Origin of the sequence: Microbacterium sp. NPDC057741, from assembly GCF_042798735.1 — a bacterium.
Taxonomy (GTDB): domain Bacteria; phylum Actinomycetota; class Actinomycetes; order Actinomycetales; family Microbacteriaceae; genus Microbacterium.
In genome coordinates this window covers 737506-756925 of sequence record NZ_JBHVJW010000001.1, presented here as the reverse complement: position 1 = coordinate 756925, position 19420 = coordinate 737506, and the positions used below count along the sequence as shown (strand labels likewise).

At 68.6% G+C, this 19420-nt stretch carries 8 protein-coding genes; 3 read left to right on the top strand and 5 right to left on the bottom strand.

Translation table 11 applies throughout. From position 1 onward, the window contains the following. Together ACFVDO_RS03685 and ACFVDO_RS03680 are read right to left on the bottom strand one after the other, a co-directional pair. Complete coding sequence (locus ACFVDO_RS03685; RefSeq protein WP_378858515.1) at positions 1-363, bottom strand: PadR family transcriptional regulator; 363 nt, start codon at positions 361-363, stop codon at positions 1-3. 106 nt (positions 364-469) lie between these two features. Beyond that, positions 470-2320: a 5'-nucleotidase C-terminal domain-containing protein gene (locus tag ACFVDO_RS03680; protein WP_378857728.1), complete on the bottom strand. Its 1851-nt coding sequence runs from the start codon at positions 2318-2320 to the stop codon at positions 470-472. 115 nt (positions 2321-2435) lie between these two features. Between ACFVDO_RS03680 and msrA the strand changes: the two genes are divergently transcribed. Next, positions 2436-2993 carry a peptide-methionine (S)-S-oxide reductase MsrA gene (msrA, locus tag ACFVDO_RS03675; RefSeq protein ID WP_378857727.1) on the top strand — a complete coding sequence of 186 codons (558 nt, stop codon included), beginning with the start codon at positions 2436-2438 and terminating at the stop codon, positions 2991-2993. Next, positions 2993-5506, top strand: coding sequence for an excinuclease ABC subunit UvrA (locus ACFVDO_RS03670; RefSeq protein WP_378857726.1), 2514 nt, complete (start codon positions 2993-2995; stop codon positions 5504-5506). Before msrA ends, ACFVDO_RS03670 begins: the two co-directional genes overlap by 1 nt. Before the next feature lie 64 nt (positions 5507-5570). On the opposite strand, the gene ACFVDO_RS03665 is transcribed toward ACFVDO_RS03670, so the two are convergent. Then, the gene (locus ACFVDO_RS03665; protein ID WP_378857725.1) at positions 5571-14552 is read right to left on the bottom strand and encodes a DUF5979 domain-containing protein; all 8982 of its coding nucleotides are present in this window, start codon (positions 14550-14552) and stop codon (positions 5571-5573) included. A 77-nt stretch (positions 14553-14629) separates the two neighbouring features. Further along, positions 14630-16873, bottom strand: coding sequence for an MMPL family transporter (locus ACFVDO_RS03660; protein ID WP_378857724.1), 2244 nt, complete (start codon positions 16871-16873; stop codon positions 14630-14632). 82 nt (positions 16874-16955) lie between these two features. Here ACFVDO_RS03660 and ACFVDO_RS03655 point away from each other — a divergent pair, with 82 nt between their 5' ends. Next, positions 16956-18842, top strand: a complete 1887-nt coding sequence (locus ACFVDO_RS03655) for a heavy metal translocating P-type ATPase (RefSeq protein WP_378857723.1) — start codon at positions 16956-16958, stop codon at positions 18840-18842. Here ACFVDO_RS03655 and ACFVDO_RS03650 read toward each other — a convergent pair. Then, positions 18822-19334 (bottom strand): Lrp/AsnC family transcriptional regulator, encoded by a 513-nt coding sequence (locus ACFVDO_RS03650; protein ID WP_378886829.1) that lies wholly within the window; start codon positions 19332-19334, stop codon positions 18822-18824. The two genes, ACFVDO_RS03655 and ACFVDO_RS03650, sit on opposite strands and share 21 nt — an antisense overlap. Positions 19335-19420 lie beyond the last annotated feature (86 nt).

The following is a 19420-nucleotide window of genomic DNA, read 5'->3' as shown; positions in this document are numbered from 1 at the left end:
TCAGGCTCCCGTCGGGTTCAGGGCGGCCGAGGGCGCGCGATCGTCCCAGATGCGGGCGAGCGCGTCGCTGACCACGCCCCATTGCCTGCGGTGCTCGGCGAGGGCCTCGGCGCCGGTCTGCTTCAGCCGGTACACCTTGCGCGGGCGTCCGGCCGGGGATGCCGCCCATGAGGACTCGATCTGTCCGAGCCTCTCCAGTCGATGCAGCAGGGGATACAGCATCCCGTCACTCCACTCGAGGCGCCCCTCGGACAGTTCGCCGATCCGCTGCCGAAGCGCGTAGCCGTACGACTCGCCCTCGGCGAGGATGCCGAGCACGAGTGGCGCCGCCGCAGCAGCGACCAGGTCCTTGCTGATCCGCATCACATACCTCGCAGTTCTATGTACCTAGATCTGCAATGTATCACCGAGAAGGCCCGGAGCATCCACCGAAAGGGGATGCTCCGGGCCTTCTCGCAGGATCGGGAACTCAGAACACGGGCGTCCCGGCGCGCGTCAGCCGCCAGTTCTCGACGTGGAAGTCCGCCGGGTCGATGACCCCGGCATCCGATGCGTACGCGACAATGGCCTCGCGGATCGCGACCTGTGCGTTGTAGACCACCGGCGCAGTGGTGATGTGCGGGAATCCGCCGCCGCCGGACTGACGGTAGTTGTTCACCGCGACCACGAACTTCTGATCGGCGCCGACGGGAGCGCCCTCCCAGGCGAGGTTCACGATGCGCGATCCCTGCGGCTGCGAGATGTCGACGTCGTAGGTCACTCCCGAGAACTGGTCGTAGTTGTAGTCGGGCGTGCTCAGCGCGTTGGTCCAGCTCGCGGGGTCGACGGGCGCGCCGGGCGCGACCTGCTGGAAGTACTTCGCCGAGTACTCCAGGTAGTCCTTGATCTGCGAGCCGGTGAGGACCGACGCCATCATGGTGTTGTCGTAGATGTAGAGTCCGGCGACGTCCTTGATCGTCACCTCGCCGGCCGGGAAGGTCGCGGCGCGGTTGAACGGTGCGGCAATCGAGATGATCGGCAGCGCCGCCTCGGCTGTGCCGGCGATCGCCTTGGACACGGTGTCGACCTGCACCTTGTTGACGTAGTCGAGGATCGCGGTGTCCTTCCAGCACGACTCCGCGGCGGAGAGCTCCTCGGTCGAGGTCGCGACGACCTTGTTCACGTAGCCGACGACGGCGTCGTGCTGCGCCTTGACCACTGCGACCAGCGCAGGGTCGTCCTGGACGGTGCTGGTGAGCAGGTTCGTCGCCTTCTTCGAGACGACCTTCCACTTGCCCTTGACCTGCTGCAGCTCGATGTCGAACACGCTCAGGCGCTGGCCCCAGCACATCGGCTCGCTCATCACGACCTGCTCGCCGGTGACCTCGTTGGTCACGAAGCGCTCCGGGATGTCCTTGTGCGCGTGCCCGAACAGGATGGCGTCGATGCCGGGCACCTGCGCGGCGAGCAGGCCGGCGGCGTTCTCGTTGGGCAGCTCATCGCCGTAGGACGAGGTCCCGCTGTCACCGGCGTGCACGCTGACGACGACGACGTCGACGTCCTGCGCGCGGATGATCGGCACCCAGCGCTTCGCGGTCGCGACGATGTCGAGCACGTCGAGCTTGCCGCTGACGTTGGCCTTGTCCCAGATCACGACTCCGGGGTTGGTCAGGCCGAGCACGCCCACGCGGATCGGCTTGTGGCCCTTGATCTTGAGGGTCTTGATCACGTAAGGCGTGTAGGCCGGCACAGTCGTCCCGGTGCGCACGGCGTTCGCGCCGAGCACGGGTGCCTTCATCTGCGAGATGAACGTGTCGAGGAACTCGAGGCCGTAGTTGAACTCGTGATTGCCGAGCGCGACGGCGTCATAGCCGATCGCGTTCATCTGCGCGGCGATCGGATGCATGGCTCCGGTCTTCGTGATCGGCTCGACGGTCGCATAGTAGAAGCCCAACGGGGTGCCCTGCACGGTGTCGCCGGCGTCGAACAGCAGGGTGTGGTCGGCGCCGCGGTCGGCGCGCACCTGCTTCACCACGCTGGACAGGCGGGCGAGGCCGACGGCGTTGCCTGCCTTGTCGCTGTACGCGGCGTCCTTGTAGTAATCCCAGTTCAGGGCGTTCGCATGAATGTCGGACGAGCCCATCACGGTGATCGTGACCGACTTGCCGACGCCGCCCTGCGCGGCAGAGGCGGACTCGGGGGACGCCGCCCAGCCCGCTGCGGCGAGGGCGCTGGCGGCGGTGACGCCGGTGAGGAAACCACGCCGGCTGACGCCGGGACGGTGGTCGTGGTTGATGTCGGGACTTTCAGCCTGGGGAAGGTGCTGAGTTTCATCTGTCATGAGATCCGATGCAACCACTTCAGGCACGCCCAGACAAGAGACCACGGGTGAACATCGCCTCCCGAGGGTGAGAACGGGGGAGAATCGATATGACCACAGACGAAGGAGCACTGCCATGACCAGCGGCATCACCGACACCGGATCGATCACACGCCAGGAGGGCGCGGAGACCGCCGTCCTCGCCGGGGGCTGCTTCTGGGGCATGGAGGATCTCATCCGGCGTCAGCCGGGCGTTCTCGGCACGCGCGTGGGCTACACGGGCGGTCAGAACGACCACGCAACCTACCGCAACCACCCTGGGCACGCCGAGGCCGTCGAGATCGTCTACGATCCGGCGAAGACCACGTATCGCGACGTCCTCGCGTTCTTCTTCCAGATCCACGACCCTTCGACGCTGAACCGCCAGGGCAACGACATCGGCACCAGTTACCGCTCGGCGATCTTCCCCCTGGATGCGGGGCAGGAGCAGGTCGCGCGCGACACGATCGCCGACGTCGACGCCTCCGGCCTGTGGCCGGGCGAGGCGGTGACCACCATCGAGGCGCCAGGTCCCTTCTGGGAGGCCGAGCCGGAGCACCAGGACTACCTGATCCGCTATCCCGACGGCTACACCTGCCACTTCCCGCGCGCGGGATGGGTGCTGCCGCGCCGGGACGCCGACGCGACGGCCTGATGACGCCGCGGGAGCGGCACCCGGATGCTGCAGCGGTACTGCCTGAGCGCATCGCCGTCCGCGGTGCCCGGGTGCACAACCTGCGGGACGTGGACGTCGACGTCCCGCTGCGCGCGCTGGTCGGCATCGCCGGAGTGTCGGGCTCCGGCAAGTCGTCGCTGGCGCTGGGCGTGCTCTATGCGGAGGGCTCCCGGCGCTATCTCGAGGCACTCTCGACCTACACCCGGCGGCGGATGGCGCAGGCGCCGCGCGCCGCGGTCGATTCGGTCGAGCATGTGCCGGCGGCGCTCGCGCTCCGGCAGCGGCCGGGAGTTCCAGGCGTGCGCTCCACGTTCGGCACCTCCACCGAGCTGCTGAACGTGATCCGGCTCATGTTCTCGCGCCTCGCATCCCATATGTGCCCGAACGGGCATCGGGTTCCGCCGACCATCGACGTCGCGGCCGAGACACCCTTCTCCTGCCCGGTCTGCGGTGCACAGGTGCATGCGCCGGGCGCCGAGGACCTCGCTTTCAACTCCACCGGGGCCTGCCCGACCTGTCAGGGCACCGGGGTCGTGCGTACGGTGGACGACGTCGCACTGGTCCCCGATCCGTCCAAGACGCTCGACGGCGGCGCCGTCGCGCCGTGGCAGATGTTCGGCTTCAACGTGCAGCCGGACATCGCCCGTGAGTTCGGCGTGCGCACCGACGTGCCGTGGCGCGATCTGACCGATGCCGAACGGGAGATCGTGCTGGACGGACCGGAGGAGAAGAAGCACATCACCGTGACCAGCAGGAAGGGCGTGCACGAGCTGGACTTCACGTTCCGCAACGCGAGGCTCACGGTGACCGAGGAGCTGCGCCGCGCGGAAGACGAGAAGCGGCTCGCGCGGGTCAGCCGGTTCCTCACCGAGGGCGCCTGTCCGGACTGCGGCGGCACCCGACTGAGTCCGGCCGCCCGCGCTCCGCGGATCGGCGAGCAGGGCCTCGCGGATGTCACGGCCATGACCCTCGACGAGGTGATCGCGTGGGCCCCTGATGTCGCGCACGAGCTGCCGCGCGAGATGCGCCCGATGGCGGAGGCGCTCGTGGACACGCTGCTGGGCATGGCGCACAGGCTGGTGCAGCTCGGGCTCGGATATCTCTCGCTCGATCGCGCCGGCGCGACGCTGTCGACGGGGGAGCGGCAGCGCGCGCAGCTCGCCCGTGCGGTGCGCAACCGCACGACCGGAGTGCTCTACGTGCTGGACGAGCCATCGATCGGCCTGCATCCGGTCAACGTCGACGGGCTGCTGGGCGTCATGCGCGATCTGCTCGCCGACGGCAACTCCGTGGTGTTCGTCGACCATGACGTGCAGATCCTGCGCGAGGCGGACTGGCTCATCGAGATCGGGCCCGGCTCGGGGTCCGAGGGCGGACGGGTCATCGCCGAAGGCGAGCCGGAGTCCCTGCACGGCGCTTCCCGGATCGCGGGCTTCCTGGACGGCTCCGAACTCGTCGAGGCCCGCGGCCGCGCAGCATCCGATGCCGTGTTCGAACAGGGGCGGATCCTGCTGCGCACCGACTCGATCCACACGGTGCACCCGCTCGAGGTCGACGTGCCTGCGGGACGGCTGACCGCCGTCACCGGTGTCTCCGGCTCGGGGAAGACCACGCTGGTGCTGGAGTCCCTGGTGCCCGCTCTGGTCGCCACCGCCGACGGTGCCAGGCCGCCGTCCCACGTGCGCTCGCTCGAGACACCGGCGGCGATGAAGGTGCACGTCGTCGATGCGACGCCGATCGGCCTGAACGTGCGCTCCACGATCGCGACGTATTCCGGAGTGATGGATGAGCTGCGGAAGGCTTACGCAGGCACGCCCGCGGCACGGGACGCCGGGCTCACCGCGTCGGACTTCTCGTACAACACCGGCTCGCTGGCATGCCCGAGATGCGAGGGTACCGGCGAGATCACGCTCGACGTGCAGTTCCTGCCCGACGTGGACATCGTCTGCCCGGAGTGCGAGGGCGGCCGCTTCGCACCGGAGGCGGAGGCATATGTCCGTGACGGCGTCACACTGCCGGAGCTGCTGCGCTGCACGATCCGGGAGGCGCTGCCGAAGACGGCCGACCTGCCGCGGGTGCACCGCCGTCTGGTCGCGTTCGACGAGCTGGGACTCGGATACCTGACGCTGGGGGAGGCGACACCGGCGCTGTCCGGCGGTGAGGCGCAGCGGCTGAAGCTCGTCACCCAGATGCACCGTGATCAGACCGATGGGGTGTTCGTGCTGGACGAGCCCAGCGTCGGCCTGCATCCGCTCGACGTGCGCACGCTCGTCGCCGTCCTCGACCGGCTCACGGCCCGCGGGGCGACAGTCATCGTGATCGAGCACGACCTCGATCTCATCGCGAACGCCGATCATGTGATCGATCTCGGGCCCGGCGGAGGCAGCGAGGGCGGACGGATCGTCGCCGTCGGGTCGCCGGAGCAGATCGCCGGCACCGAGGCATCCGTCACCGGCCTCTATCTGGCGCGGCACTTGCGGCACGGCCGCTGACCAGCGCTGGACACGTTGCGGCCCCGGGGAGCAGTCTCCGCGGGGCCGCAACGCTCCCGTGGCGTCAGCTCAACCGGCGGCGTCGGCGGGCGGTCGCGATGAGCATCATTCCGATGAGCAGCAGGCCGAGACCGCCCGTGACCATGATCGCCACAGTGCGCGTGTCTGCGCCGGTGGCGGGCAGCGGGGCGGTGAACGTGTTCGTGAACGCGATCGAGACGGTGCCCGAGGTGAGCGTCACGGTGCCGGACGCGCCGTTCTGCGTCTTCCCGTCCACGGTCATGGTGGTGCGGTCGGCGTCACCGGCGTCCGTCTCGGTGACGGTGCACTCGCTGCCGGCCGGCAGATCCGAGACCTCGGCGGTCAAATGCGACGGACCGCCGATCTGGTAGGTCTCGTCGCGGACGACAAGGCCCGGCGCCGGATGCGACGGATCGATGAGCACGCAGGTCACGTCCACCGGGAAGGTGCGCGTCACGGCGGACGCTCCGGAGCCGTCAACGATCTTCGTGATGTCCAGGGCGCTGACCCCGAACGTGTTCGTGATCGCCACGGATGTCTGATCCGCGGCATCCGTGTTCGGCAGAGGAGCGAGCTGCGTGGTCGTCGCCGCCTGCGCGTCGCCGTCCTCGCCGCCCTGGGTGACGACCATCGTCGTGGACTCCGCACCGGCGGCGTCAGTCTCGGTGACCGTGCACCCCGCACCCTCGGGCAGCTCCGTCCACGTGACGGTCTGGCCGTCCTCGATCTGCTGCGTCATCGGCTCAGCAGCGGTGACTCGCTGCTCGTCCCAGGTGCAGGCCAGGGTGACCTGGAACGGACCGTACGCGATCGGGTCGCCGTTCGCATCGACCGCGCCGCTGCCGTCCACGGCCTTGGTCACCGACACCTGCGCGAGGTTGAAGGTGTTCTCGACGGTGAGTGAGGGCTGCGGCTGGTCGTCGACACTCAGGATCGTCGGATCGGTCTCGACCGTGAAGTCGTAACTCTCGCCGTCACCGGCGACGACGTCGCCGTCGGCGTTCAGGATCTGCGTGGAGTTCGCCCCGCCGTCGTCGACCTCGGTCAGGCGGCAGTTCGCACCGGTGGGCAGATTCTCCCACAGGGCTGTGGGGGCATCGGCGCTGACCATGCGGATCATGCCGTCGGGGATGTCCACGACTTCGCCGTCGCGCACGCAGCGCAGACGCAGCTCGTAGGCGGAGGTGCCGTACTTCTCGGCGCCGTCACCAGCGAACGTCTTGGTGACCTGCACCGATCCGGTCAGGTACCAGTTCGTCGCGGTCACCGTCACGAGACCGCCGGTCGCAGGGACGGTTCCCGTGCCGACGGTGGTGTCCTCGCCGTCGTTCGGCGTGATCACCACCGCATCGGCGCCGTTCAGATCGTTCTCGACGACCGTGCACTCCGACCCCGGGATCACCTCGTGGATCGCGGTGCTCCAGCCGTTCTCGGCACTCAGCTCCACCTGCTTGTCGAGCACGGTCTCCCCGGCGAACGTGCAGGTCACTGTGAAGGTGAACGTCTTGTCGAAGCCGTACTGCTCGGCCCCGGCGCCCTCGAAGTCCTTCACCAGCACCATCGCAGTCGCGTCGTACAGGTTGGTGTACGTCACGGTGTTCACCGTTGCGGTGCTGTCCGGCTGCAACTCAGGGATGACGACTCGTCGCGTGCGCTGGTCGATCACGGGGGCGAGGTCGCCGTCGACACCGGGGACGACGGCCGCGGTGATCGTCGCATCGGCGTTGCGCGCGTCGGTCTCGGTGATCACGCAGGTGGACCGCGCCGGGATCTCGGTGATCGTCTTCGTCTCGTCGGCGTCGAGCGTGAACGTCTCGTCGACGACAGTCTCACCCTGGTAGCGGCACTCCACGTGGAACGTGAAGTTGGTCGGCACGTACGGGCTCTCCGACTCGACGAGCTTGCCGACCTCGAGGGACGCCCACTCGTAGGTGTTCTCGATGTCGAAGGCGAACGTCTGATCGGCCTCGGTGACCGTGACCTGTTGCGGTGTGACCGTCGAGCCGGTCTGGCCGGCGTCGTCCTCGGCGACCGAGCAGACGGAACCGACGGGCACGTCCTCGATCAGTGCCGGACCCTCACCCGGGACGACGGTCACGACTCCGTCGTTCGCCAGCGGCACCGCCGCCCCCTGCCAGGTGCAGGTCACCGTCGCCGTGAACGACGCCGGCACGGGGTAGCCGTCGGGCGCGTCGATCGTCTTCTCGACCGAGACCGACCCGTTGTCGAACTCGTTGGTGACGGTGACCACCACGGGATCGGTTCCGTCTCCGATGATGACGGGCTGCTCCGGGCTGATGGTGTGCCCGGTCGCGTGACCGGCATCCGGCTCGGTGACCGTGCAGGACGCCCCCGTGGGAAGTCCCTCGTAGAGCGCCGTGCCGGCACCGGTGATCGTGCGCGTGGCACCGCCCGGGATCGGCACGTCGATGGTCTCGCCGTTGACCTCGCGCGTGCAGGCCAGGCTGACCTGGTAGTCGAAGGTGGTCGCAGGGTCGAGAGTGTTCGCAGGCGCGCCCTCGAGCTCCTTCTGCACCTGCAGCGAGCCGACCGTGAATGTGTTGGTGATGTCGGCCTGGACGGGCGCGGCGGGGTCGTCGCCCACGGTCACGGTGACGCTGCCGCTGGAATCGTTGGCACCGCCGTTCGCGGTCTCGGTCACGACGCAGGTGGCGCCGGTCGGCAGATTCGTCACGGTCCAGGTCGGGTCGTCTCGACTCAGCGTCGTGGTGTCCTCGAACACCGGGTTCGGCGTCGCGCCGTCGAGCGTGCAGGTCATCGCGACGGTGAACGTCGCGCCGCCCCAGGTGTCGCCGCCGGCGCCTGCGACGATCTTGGTCACCTCGACCGCGCCGACGGTGTAGACGTTCTCGAATCCGACGGTGGTGAGCGCCGTCGTCCCATCCTCGTAGGGGAGGACGGTGAAGGATGCCGCCGATGAGGCCTGCGGGTCACCCGCGGTCCCGTTCTCGGTGACGACCACGTTCGTGGTCGCCGCGCCACCGGCATCCGTCTCGGTGACGGTGCAGTCCGCGCCGGCGGGGATGTTCGAGAAGGTCTTGCTGTCGCCGTCGTCGAGTGTGAACGAGCGGTCGGCCGCAGGCACGACCTCCTGATCGAGGTAGGTGCAGCTGGCCTCGAACGCGTAGGTGCGGTCGTAGACGATCGCCTCGCCGTCCTGGTTCTCGGCGCCGCCTGCGTCCACGGACTTCTCGACCGTGAAGCCGCCCGCGGCATAGACGTTGGCCACCTGGATGGAGGCCTGTTCGGTGTCTCCGGCGTAGGGATCCCACACAGCGGCGTCCTCGCCGAGGTCGCGCTCCGCCGTCACCCCGTCCGTGGGATCGACCGTCACGGTCACGCCGGGGATCGCCGGATCCTCCTTGATCGTGCAGTCTGCGAACAGCGGGAGGTTCACCGGCCCCGTGGTGTTGTCGTAGACGAGAACAGTGCCGTCAGCCGCGAGCGTCGGCCTGCTGGCATCCGAGTTGTCGGCGTGCACGAGCGTCACGTCCTCGCCGCCCGAGGTGCAGGTCACGAGCATCGGATAGCTGTCAGGCAGGTTCACGTCGGTCGAGAAGTCCGGAGCGGTCACCGACTTCGACAGGAGCAGCTGCCCGGTCGCCGTCGCGACACCGACCTTCTGCGGCTCCACCACGAGCGACGGGCGCTCCGGCTGGGTCACCGTCTGGTTGGAGCGGGACGCCGTCGCAAACGAGTTGTAGGCGACGGGCAGACCGTTCGGCACCGCCGACTCCGCGGGCAGCTGGAACGGCGTCTGCGTGTCGAACGTCATCCGCAGGGTCTCGCCGGGGCGCAGTCCGGGAGCGGGGGAGACCCCGTCCGGGTTCTGGTATTCCAGTACCATCAGCACGCTTCGTGCGGCTTTCAGCACTTCAGGGGAGGTGGATGTCGTCGCACGTACCCAGTTGAACGGGCACCCCGGATCGGGTGCGGCATTCTCGGTGTAGACCTTGATCGCGTTCGCGTTGCAGGACTGACTCAGCTCGACGTTCGAGAGGAAGATTCCCGCGTCATCCAGGCTGGCCCGATCGGCGAGCTCCGCGAAGTTCGCCGTAATCGTTCCGGTGAGTGTCACGCCGTACTGCGAGCCGCGGTCGCCGGGCACGATCACGCCTTGGTCGTCGACCGACGGCAGCACGTCCACTGCCGCCAGCACCCTGGCCGCGGTGTTGCCGGTGTTGGTGAAGTCCACGCGCCAGGTCTCGACGCCACCGGGGCGGATGATCGGCGCACAGGGGAACGAGTAGTAGCCGTCGTTCGTGACGCCGCCCTTACTCGCGTCGCAGGCCGCGGCGTCGCCGTTCACGTTCAGCACACCGAGGTCGTCGTCGCCGGCCACCGCGGGGTCGCCGCCGTCATTGCCCTTCACGTACTTCTTCGCCGCGATGGTCGCGTTCGCGAGCGGCGCGATCGAGGTATCCGCCGAGCAGTCCTCGACTCCCGGCGGCGTGTTCTCGACCGGCTTCGGGGTGAGGTCCCTGCCGTTCACGACGGTCGTGCCCTCACAGGTCTCGAAGAGCCGGTCGGAGGTCACCGTGGCCTCGTTCGTCACCACCATGTCCGGGGTGACGTCATCGCGGAACTTCAGCGGCGCGTGCATCGTGAGCGTCCAGCCGTGCATGAAGACGAAATCGTCCGGGCCGTCGACGGTGAGCTCGCCGGTCTGCTCGTTCAGCGATGCGGTGAAGCCGGGGTCACCCGACGGCGCGCCGCTACCGGTCAGCGTGAATGTGTACGCCGGCGGATCGGGTTCGACCAGGAGAGAGCCATTCGCGTCCGTCTGCACCTGGTCGACCAGGTGGAAGCCGGTCATGTCCCACTGGCCCGTGTTGGTCACCGTGACGATGTACGGGATCGTGCCGCTCGGGCTGACCAGCGCGGACGAGCCGCGAGTCTTGGTGATCTTCACCGAGTTCGGGCGATGCTGCACGACCGTGACGTCTGCGGCCTCACCTTCCTCGGTGAACTTCTGCTGGCCGAACTGCGCGTCACTGGAGGACTGCACGTCGTCGCTGATCACGCCGAGATCGGTCTCACCGGGGTTCGGCTCGAGATCGGGGCGTGTGGTCGACACCAGGGTGCTGGGGTCGCTGCGCAGCGTTTCCCTTCGCTCGGTGTTCAGGGAGTAGGTCAGCTGCGGGTTGTACGGTCGCTCCCACTGCAGCACGTTCCCGTCTCCGTCGACCTCCTGCGCACGGAACCGCACGCCGACGACGGCGGTCGGGTCGGTCACACCGGTCGGCAGATCGAACGTGACGGTGTCACCAGGGGATGCGTCCACCCAATCGCCCTGCACCCAGCAGGAGGAGGTGTCTGTCAGGGGCAGGCCGTTGCACAGCGCGAGCAGTTCGCCTCCAGGCCCTTGGGTGTAGGCGACGCCGGCGCTGAGCACGTCCATCGCGACCTGGTTCACGGGCGCCGGGACGGTGATCTGAGCGCCGGTGTAGTCCATGGTGTTCCAGAACGTCGGCGTGGTGTCGGTCAGAGTGAAGGATGTCGCGCGGGCCGTGCCGTTCGGACGCCCGCCGAGCTGCGTCGTGTAGTCCTTCGACTCGTCCTCGTAGACGGACGCCGGGTCGATCGACTTGGTGGTCGTGATCGAGTAGCTCGCGCCGACGATGATGAATGAGTCGCTGGCATCCGCCGCTCCCGTACCGCACTGGTTGTCGGCGCAGTCCTCGAGCACGGCGCTCTCCAGTTGCGTGTGTGTGTCGTTGACGATCGTGTCACCGGCCGGAGTGACCGTGACGGGAGTGCCGGGGGCGGAGCGCAGCTCTTCGCGCAGCTGCCAGGTGAGGGTGACTCCGCCCGTCCCGTTCGTCGGGATGACGGCGCCGCCGTCTGCTGAGCGGAACGCGATCGAGACGCCGGTGACGTCGGCGAGGTCATCCGGGCCGAGTGCCAGCGCCTCCGCGTACGAGTAGTCGGTCGTGGTGCCGCTGCGTGACAGCGTGACCGTGGTCTCGTCCTCGCTGATGCCGTTCGGCACCTGGATCGCGTCGATGTCGTACAGGTTGAGAGTGTCGAACACCGTGTCGGGCAGGGCCTCGCCGTCGGTGGGATCATCGATCACCATGCCCGACACCTTCGCCGCGGAGGTGTTGGTCGCGGTGATGGTCGCGCTGATCAGCGGGTATTCCGACGGGTCGACGCCGAGGGCGGGGTCGGGCAGGCCCAGCTGATCCTGATCGAACGTCTTCGTCGTCTCGGCGTTGATCGGCTCATCGACGATGAGGATCGTGTCGTCTGCGACGTCCGTGCTGTCGACGCCCGTCGACGTGTTGACACCGTGCGCGCTGGCGGTGTTGTCGACGAGGCCCGGTTGGCCCGTGTTGTACCCGTACGGGTGCAGGTCGCCGAGCACCGCCTGCGTGGGATCGCTGCGCAGTGTGTCGCGCACCCGGAAGTCGAGGTCGAACGGCCGGCGGTCGTACGAGGAGCCGACACCGGCGCCTGGCGTCTTCTCGGTGAGCACGATGCGCATCGCGAGCGTGTCCGCGGCCTGCTCGTCCGTCAGGGTGTAGCCGCCGAACTGTCCGTCGCAGCCGTTGCCGCAGGCCTGCCCGGTGATGTCGGTCCAGCCCTGCCCGTCGAGATAGAGCGAGACCTCTGTGATCCTGTCGTTCACGATCAAGGGGTCGCTCTGCGGCGTGATCGGATCGATCCGCACCAGATCGAATGCGTCGTACACCGAGTCCACAGTGGCGGTGGGGTCCTGAGTCTCCGAGATGTCCGACAGCGTCATCTCGGAGATGTTCAGTCCGTCCGTCGACCACAGCAGTCGAGCCGTCCGCACGTCTCCGGACAATGCGGGGACGTCGTCATCCGGCGTCCATGCCTTCTCGAGGAAGTCCGGTCCGGTACCGCCGCCGTCGATCGGCAGCAGGTGGATGTCATCGGTCGCGGTGTCGGTCTTCTCGCCACCCGCATCCGGGTTGTCGACCAGCGACTGCGCGTCGTTGTCGTAGGTGACCTCGGCGTCCTGCGGCTGCGTCACGGCCACATCGACGTGCGTGACGACGGTGAAGCCGGGCGGCAGCAGGTCGGGGCATCCGTCGCCCGCGGCCGGAAGGTACTCGAACTGGATGCCGCCGATGTCGTCCTGCAGGTCGGCGGGGATCTGGTACGACCAGAGCTGCTGGGGGCCGGGAACCGCGGTGGCGCCCGGGAAGTCCGTCCACGGCCCGTCGGTGGACTTGGGCCAGTAGCGCACGGTCAGCGTCGTGCACTGCGGGATGTCGGTGTTGTCGATCTCCGTCGCGGTGAAGTTGTCCCAGAACTCGGAACCGGCGGTGGGGTCGACCGGGTCGGAGATGACGAGCTTCTCGGATCCGGCCGTCGACTCGGGTGTGACGTTGCCGGTCAGGGTCATGTTCGCGTCGGTGCCGGGGACGCCCCAGATGGTCTCGGGCGTGATCTCCTTGGTGACGCTGGTGTCGAGCGTCAGCGGGTCGATGGTGAACGGGGCGGATGCGTCGTCGGTGCCGGTCTGGCCCTGGGTGTTCTCGACCGCGGTGTCCACGGCGTTCGTGCTGGAGATGGCCGTCTCGGTCGGCAGGGCGGTGACGTTCAGCGGGAGGGCCGCATACGCGCCCGAGACGATGTCGTCGCCCGCGGCCGAGAAGACCACGGTGAAACCCTCCACCGTGCAGCCGTCCTGCGCGGCCGGCAGGGTGTTCTTCGTCGTGGTGGACGCCGTCGTGTCGGCGCAGTCCGAGTATGTGTACGTGATCTCGGCCGAGGTCGCGGCCACCGGCCACTCGATTCCGTCCGCGAAGCCGTCGAAGCTGAGACCCTGCTCCGTGAACGTCGGCGTGCCGGCCGTCGGCTCGGTGATGGTCAGCGTCTGCACGTTCTGCTCGCCGACGGTGGCCTTGATGTTCGCGGTCGTGCTCTGGCCGCTCACCAGTGTGTTGTCGGCGAAGGACTTCTCGATCGTCACGTCGGGCTTGCGCTGGGCGAGGGTGATGCTCGCATCATCGGTGACGGGCTCGCTGGTGTCGCCCGCCTTCGAGACCGTCGTGGATGCGTCGTTGGTGACCGTCTGCTGGGTTCCATCCGGGATGCCGGTGACGGTGTCGTTCGTCTCGGTGTGCACGACGACCTTGCCGGATGCCCCGGGGGCGAACGTTCCGGTGAAAGTGACCCGGACGCCCTGCGCGTCGGAGATCGGGTCGGGCTCCGCCGTCGTCCAGGCGCCGTTCACCCAGTACTCGGTCGTGGTGCCGGTGGTGCCCTCGGGGGCCGTGACATCGATGCCGGTCACGTCGAGATAGCCGCCGAACGTGCCAGGCGGCGACACGGGATCCTGCACGACGATGGTGTCGACGTTCTGGTTGGAGGCGTTGCCGGGGGTGACGGTCCAGTCGATCGCCTGTCCGGGGACGGCGGGGAGTGTGCCCGTGGGGGAGACGGTCTTCTCGATGCTGGGTACGAGCGTCGTCACGACGTCGAGGGTGACATCCGCGGAGGCGTTGGCAGCGGGGGCGTTACTGCCGTCGACGCTGGCGGTGTTGGTGACCGTCTTGCCGTCCCAGGTGCCGTCGGCATCGGGCTTCACGATCGCATTCACGGTCACCGTCATGCTGTTGCCGCCCGCCCACACCTTCGGCGTCGCGCTCAGGTCGGTGGCGGGGGTCACAGTGAAGCTGTTGCCGTCGGTGTCGATGGTGCGGTCGTACTCGCCCACAGGCTGTCCTGCGGGGGCGTTGAGCTGGACGGTCACTGCCGGGGTGATCGCGGGGTTGAACATCAGCGGTTCGGGCAGCGAATCGCTGAGCACCGTGTCATCGCATCCGCCCTCGTTCGTCGACGAGCAGTTCACGACGATCTGGTAGGTGACGGTGTCGCCGGGGCTGAAGGGCCCAGGCTCGATCGCCGTCTTCTGGATCCCGTACTGCGCGGTGTCCGCGGCTGCGGCGGGAACCGCGGCGACGAAAACCGACGCGGCTGCGAACAGCAGCGCCGTGAAACTCGCGAGAACTCTGTTCTGGCTCTTCATCTGCCGGGCCCCCTGGCGATTCGGTGTCGATCGTCACCCTAGGGCGAATTCATAGGGTTTCACCAGGGGGTACTCCGTTAAGGATGAGGCGTGTGTGACTCGTCTTCTGCCGCGTCGGCGGCTCGATGCGACAGCCTCGACGGCCACCAGATCGACCGTCCGATGTCATAGCTCAGCGCAGGGACCAGCAGCGATCGCACGATGAAGGTGTCCAGCAGCACGCCGAACGCGACGATGAACGCGATCTGGACGAGGAACAGGATCGGGATGACACCGAGTGCCGCGAACGTCGCCGCCAGCACCAGGCCGGCCGAGGTGATCACACCCCCGGTGATCACGAGACCTCGCAGGATGCCGGACCGGGTGCCATGGTCCAGTGACTCCTCCCGCACCCTCGTCATCAGGAAGATGTTGTAGTCGATGCCCAGCGCCACGAGGAACACGAAGCTGTACAGCGGCACCGCCGGATCGGCACCGGGGAAGTCGAAGACGTGGTTGAAGAACAGCGCCGCGACTCCGAGCGCGGTGCCGAAGGACAGCACCGTCGTGAGCACCAGCAGGATCGGCGCGACGACCGCGCGCAGCAGGAGCATCAGGATCACGAGGATCACGGCGAGCACGAGCGGGATGATCAGCGTGCGGTCGTGGATCGACGCGTCGTTGGTGTCGACCGCGGTCGCCGTCACGCCGCCGACGAGCGCGCCGGGCACCGCCTCGTGCAGGTCGCTGCGGATGCCCCGGAGGGTCTGCTCCGCGGCATCCGAGTCCGCAGCGTCGGTGAGCGTCGCCTGCAGCAGCACGTTCCCGTCCGACACCGTGGGCTCGGGAGCGGGGGTGCCGGGAGGACCGGATGCGACGACGCCGTCCGCGGTGACCTGTGCACTGCCGCTCGGGCTGTCGGCGGAGACCACGCTCACGCTCTCGACACCGTCCTCCGCGAGCAGCACGTCGGCGGCATCCTGCAGATCATCATCGGGCACGATCACGTAAGCCGGGCTGCCGGAGCCCGCGGGGAAGTGCTCGCCGAGGATCTGCTGCCCGTCCCGCGCCTCGGAGGTGCCGAGGACGAGGTCGGACTGCGGAACTCCGGACGCGTCCAGCTGGGTCGCGCCCAGGACGCCGGCGGCGAGCACGAGGGCCGTGACGATCCAGATCGGGCGGTGACGTCGCCGGATCCACCCGGCGAGCCAGGCCCACGGTCCGCGTGACGGCATGCCGTCCTCGGCCTTCACCGCGTCCGGCTCGTAGTGCGGGCGGCGCGGCCAGAACGCGGCACGTCCGAACAGGAAGAGGAAGGCCGGCAACAGCGTGAGCGCGGCCAGCATCGCGAAGACGATCCCGATCGAGGCGACCGGACCCAGTGCGCTGTTGGACTTCAGATCGCTGAGCAGCAGGCAGAGGAGACCCGCGATGACGGTGCAGCCCGACGCGACGATCGGCTCCACCGAGCCGCGGATCGCCCGCATCGCCGCCACCCAGGTGTCGGTGTTCACGCGCAGCTGCTCCCGGAAACGTGAGACGTAGAGCAGGGAGTAGTCGGTGGCCGCGCCGATCACGAGGATGAACAGGATGCCCTGCGTCTGACCGCTCAGCAGCAGAAGGCCCGCCTTCGCCAGCCACCACACCGTCAGCAGAGCGGCGGTGAGGGCGAAGATGCTCGTGGTGAGGACGGCCACGGGCAGCAGGAACGAGCGGTACACGATGACGAGGATGACCAGCACCGCCAGCAGCGCGACACCCAGGAGCAGTCCGTCGATGCCGGTGAAGCCGTTGACCAGGTCGGCCGTGAACCCGGCCGGCCCGGTGACGTGGATCTCCACTCCGTTCGGCGCGGCATCGCGCAGCGCCGTGTCGACGCCGGCCACCGCCGCGCGCAGGCCGCCGCTCTCGGCGGTGATCGGCACGAAGGCCTGTGCGGCCTTCCCATCCTCGGAGGGGATCAGCGGCGACACGTCCGACCCCACTCCGTCGACGTCGTCCGGAAGGGCGGCGACCGCGTCCGACATGGTCTTCACATCGGCGTCGGACAGCTCCTGATCGGAGGACACCACGACGACTGCTGGGATCGCGTCGGAGTCGCGGAAGCCGCTGAGCATCGACTGCACCTCGGTCGCCTCCGCGGATGACGGCAGATAGGCGGACTGCTCGTTGGAGGAGACCTCGCTCACCCGACCGAAGTACGGCCCGCCGATACCGGCCACCGCGAACCACACCAGGATCAGCGCGGCGGGAACGAGGATGCGCAGCCAGGTCGGCACCCTGCTGTGCGGCGATCGCCGACGTCGCTGGTCAGGAGCTGCATCAGGGGTGTTGCGGGTCACGGGGGCTCCCTTCGGAGGGGACACGCCCTCGTCCCCAATGAAAGCATGCTCGACGAGGCGGGTGCAGGCCAGAATGAAGGGCATGCGCACCGTCCTCCGCTTCGTCAAGCGCTATCCCGTGGTTCCGCTCACCGTGCTGGTCGCGATCGTCGTCCTCGTCCTGCACGCGACGGGGTCCGCGCTCGCCGCGCAGGTGATCGCGACCGTGTACGTCGCGGCGTTCATGCTGTGGACGATCGTGGGCATGGTCCGCTCGCTGCTCAAGGGACAGTTCGGCCTCGACATCCTCGCCGTGGTGGCCATGGGAGCGACCCTCGCCGTCGGGGAGTACGTCGCCTCTCTGATCGTCGTGCTGATGCTCTCCGGCGGTGAGGCGCTCGAGGACTTCGCGTCCTATCGCGCCCGCCGCGATCTGAACGCACTGCTGGAGCGCTCGCCGCAGCGCGCGCACCTGCTCTCCGCCGACGGCTCGCTGCAGGATGTGCCGATCGACCGGGTCGTCGAGGGCGATGTGCTTCTGGTGCGTCCGTCGGAGATCGTGCCGGCGGATGCTGCGCTGCTCGATGACAGCGCGGAGTTCGACGAGTCCTCACTGACCGGTGAGAGCCTTCCTGTGACGAAGTCCGCGGGCGACGAGGTGATGTCGGGATCGGTGAACGGCGACGACGCCGTGCGGCTGCGGGTGCTCCGCCCCGCCGAGCAGAGCCAGTACCAGCAGATCGTGAAACTGGTCGCCGCGGCCGAGGACTCGCGCGCGCCGGTGGTGCGGCTCGCCGACCGGTACGCGGTGCCGTTCACGATCGTCTCCCTGCTGATCGCAGGCGTCGCCTGGGCGGTCGCGGGGGATGCCGCCCGCTTCGCGGAGGTGCTCGTACTGGCGACGCCGTGCCCGCTGCTGATCGCCGCACCCGTGGCCTTCCTCGGTGGCCTGTCGCAGACCTCGCGTCGCGGCATCATCGTGAAGGGCGGCGCGGTGCTGGAGCAGTTCGGCCGGATCCGCTCCGCGGCCTTCGACAAGACCGGCACACTGACACGGGGTCGGCCGGCATTGATCGACGTGCGTCCGGCGCCCGGGTTCGAGGCGGCGGACGTGCTGCGGGATGCGGCATCCGCGGAGCAGTACTCGACGCACGCGCTGGCCGACGGCATCCGCGCCGCGGCCGAGGCTCGCGGCCTGATGCTGCTGCCGGGCTCGCGGGCGCAGGAGGCGGCGACCAACGGCGTCACTGCGGTGATCGACGGGCGCACGGTCGTCGTCGGCAAGCCGGCATACATCGATGCGCTCACCCCGGACCTCGTGCGGGAGGATCTGCAGCCCGGGGAGGCTGCCGCCTACGTCGCGATCGACGGGCGGTACGCGGGAGCGCTGATCCTGTCGGATGCGCTGCGCCCGGAGTCCGGCGCGGTCGTCGGCTGGCTGCGTGAGCATGGTGTGGAGCGCATCGCGATGCTCACCGGCGACGCGCGGCCGACGGCGGAGTCGGTGGCGGCGTCGATCGGGGTGACCGAGGTGCATGCCGAGCTGCTGCCGGCAGACAAGGTGCGGTTGGCGAGCGAGATCACCCCGCGACCGATGCTGATGGTCGGCGACGGCGTGAACGACGCCCCCGTGCTCGCCGCGGCCGATGTCGGCGTGGCGATGGGCGCGAAGGGTGCGACCGCGGCAGGGGAGGCGGCGGATGCAGTGATCGTCGCCGACTCGCTGAGCCGGCTGGTCGACGCGATGCGCATCGGCAGGCACACGCTGATCGTCGCGACCACAGCGATCGTGATCGGCATCGTGCTGAGCGTCGGCCTGATGCTCATCGCGACGACCGGAGTCATCCCCGCGGTGGCAGGCGCGCTGATCCAGGAGCTCGTCGACCTGGCGACCATCCTCTACGCGCTCCGCGCGCTGCGTCCGCCGAAAGGCACCGAGCTCGGTTCGGTTCCCTCATCGGCGCCGGCGTCAGTCCCGCAGGCGAGCTGACGGGAGCACGCCCGGGCCCTCGCGCAGCTCGAAGACCAGCTGTGTCTCCGTCGCGCGCACCACATCGTGCACGGTGATGTGCTCGAGCACGATGTCACGCAGCGATGCGGCATCCGTCACCGCGACGTGCACCAGGAAGTCGTCGGCACCGGCGATGTGGAACACCTGCAGAACGCCTGGTGTGGCCGCCAGCGCGTCGAAGAGTGCGTCGACCCCGGACTTGCTGTGGTTGCCGAGCCGCACCCGGATGACCGCCTGCACCGGGTAGCCGAGCGCGGTCGGGTCGACGCGCAGTCGCGCGTCGAGCAGCACACCGCGTGCGCGCAGCGAGCGCAGGCGGAACGCGCAGGTGGACGCCGGGATCCCGAGAGTCTGCGCGAGATCGCGGACCGTCGTGTCGGGCTGCTCGGCGAGCGCGCCGAGGATGCGCAGGTCGAGCGGGTCGATGGCGACTGCCTGTTGTGCGGCCAATCCGGGCACCTCGTTCCACATCGAGTCTTGCTGAGACAACAAGATCATCCCGCTCACATGCGCACGGGAGCAACTGTGGTGGACTGATCCTGCGTCGCGGAGCATTC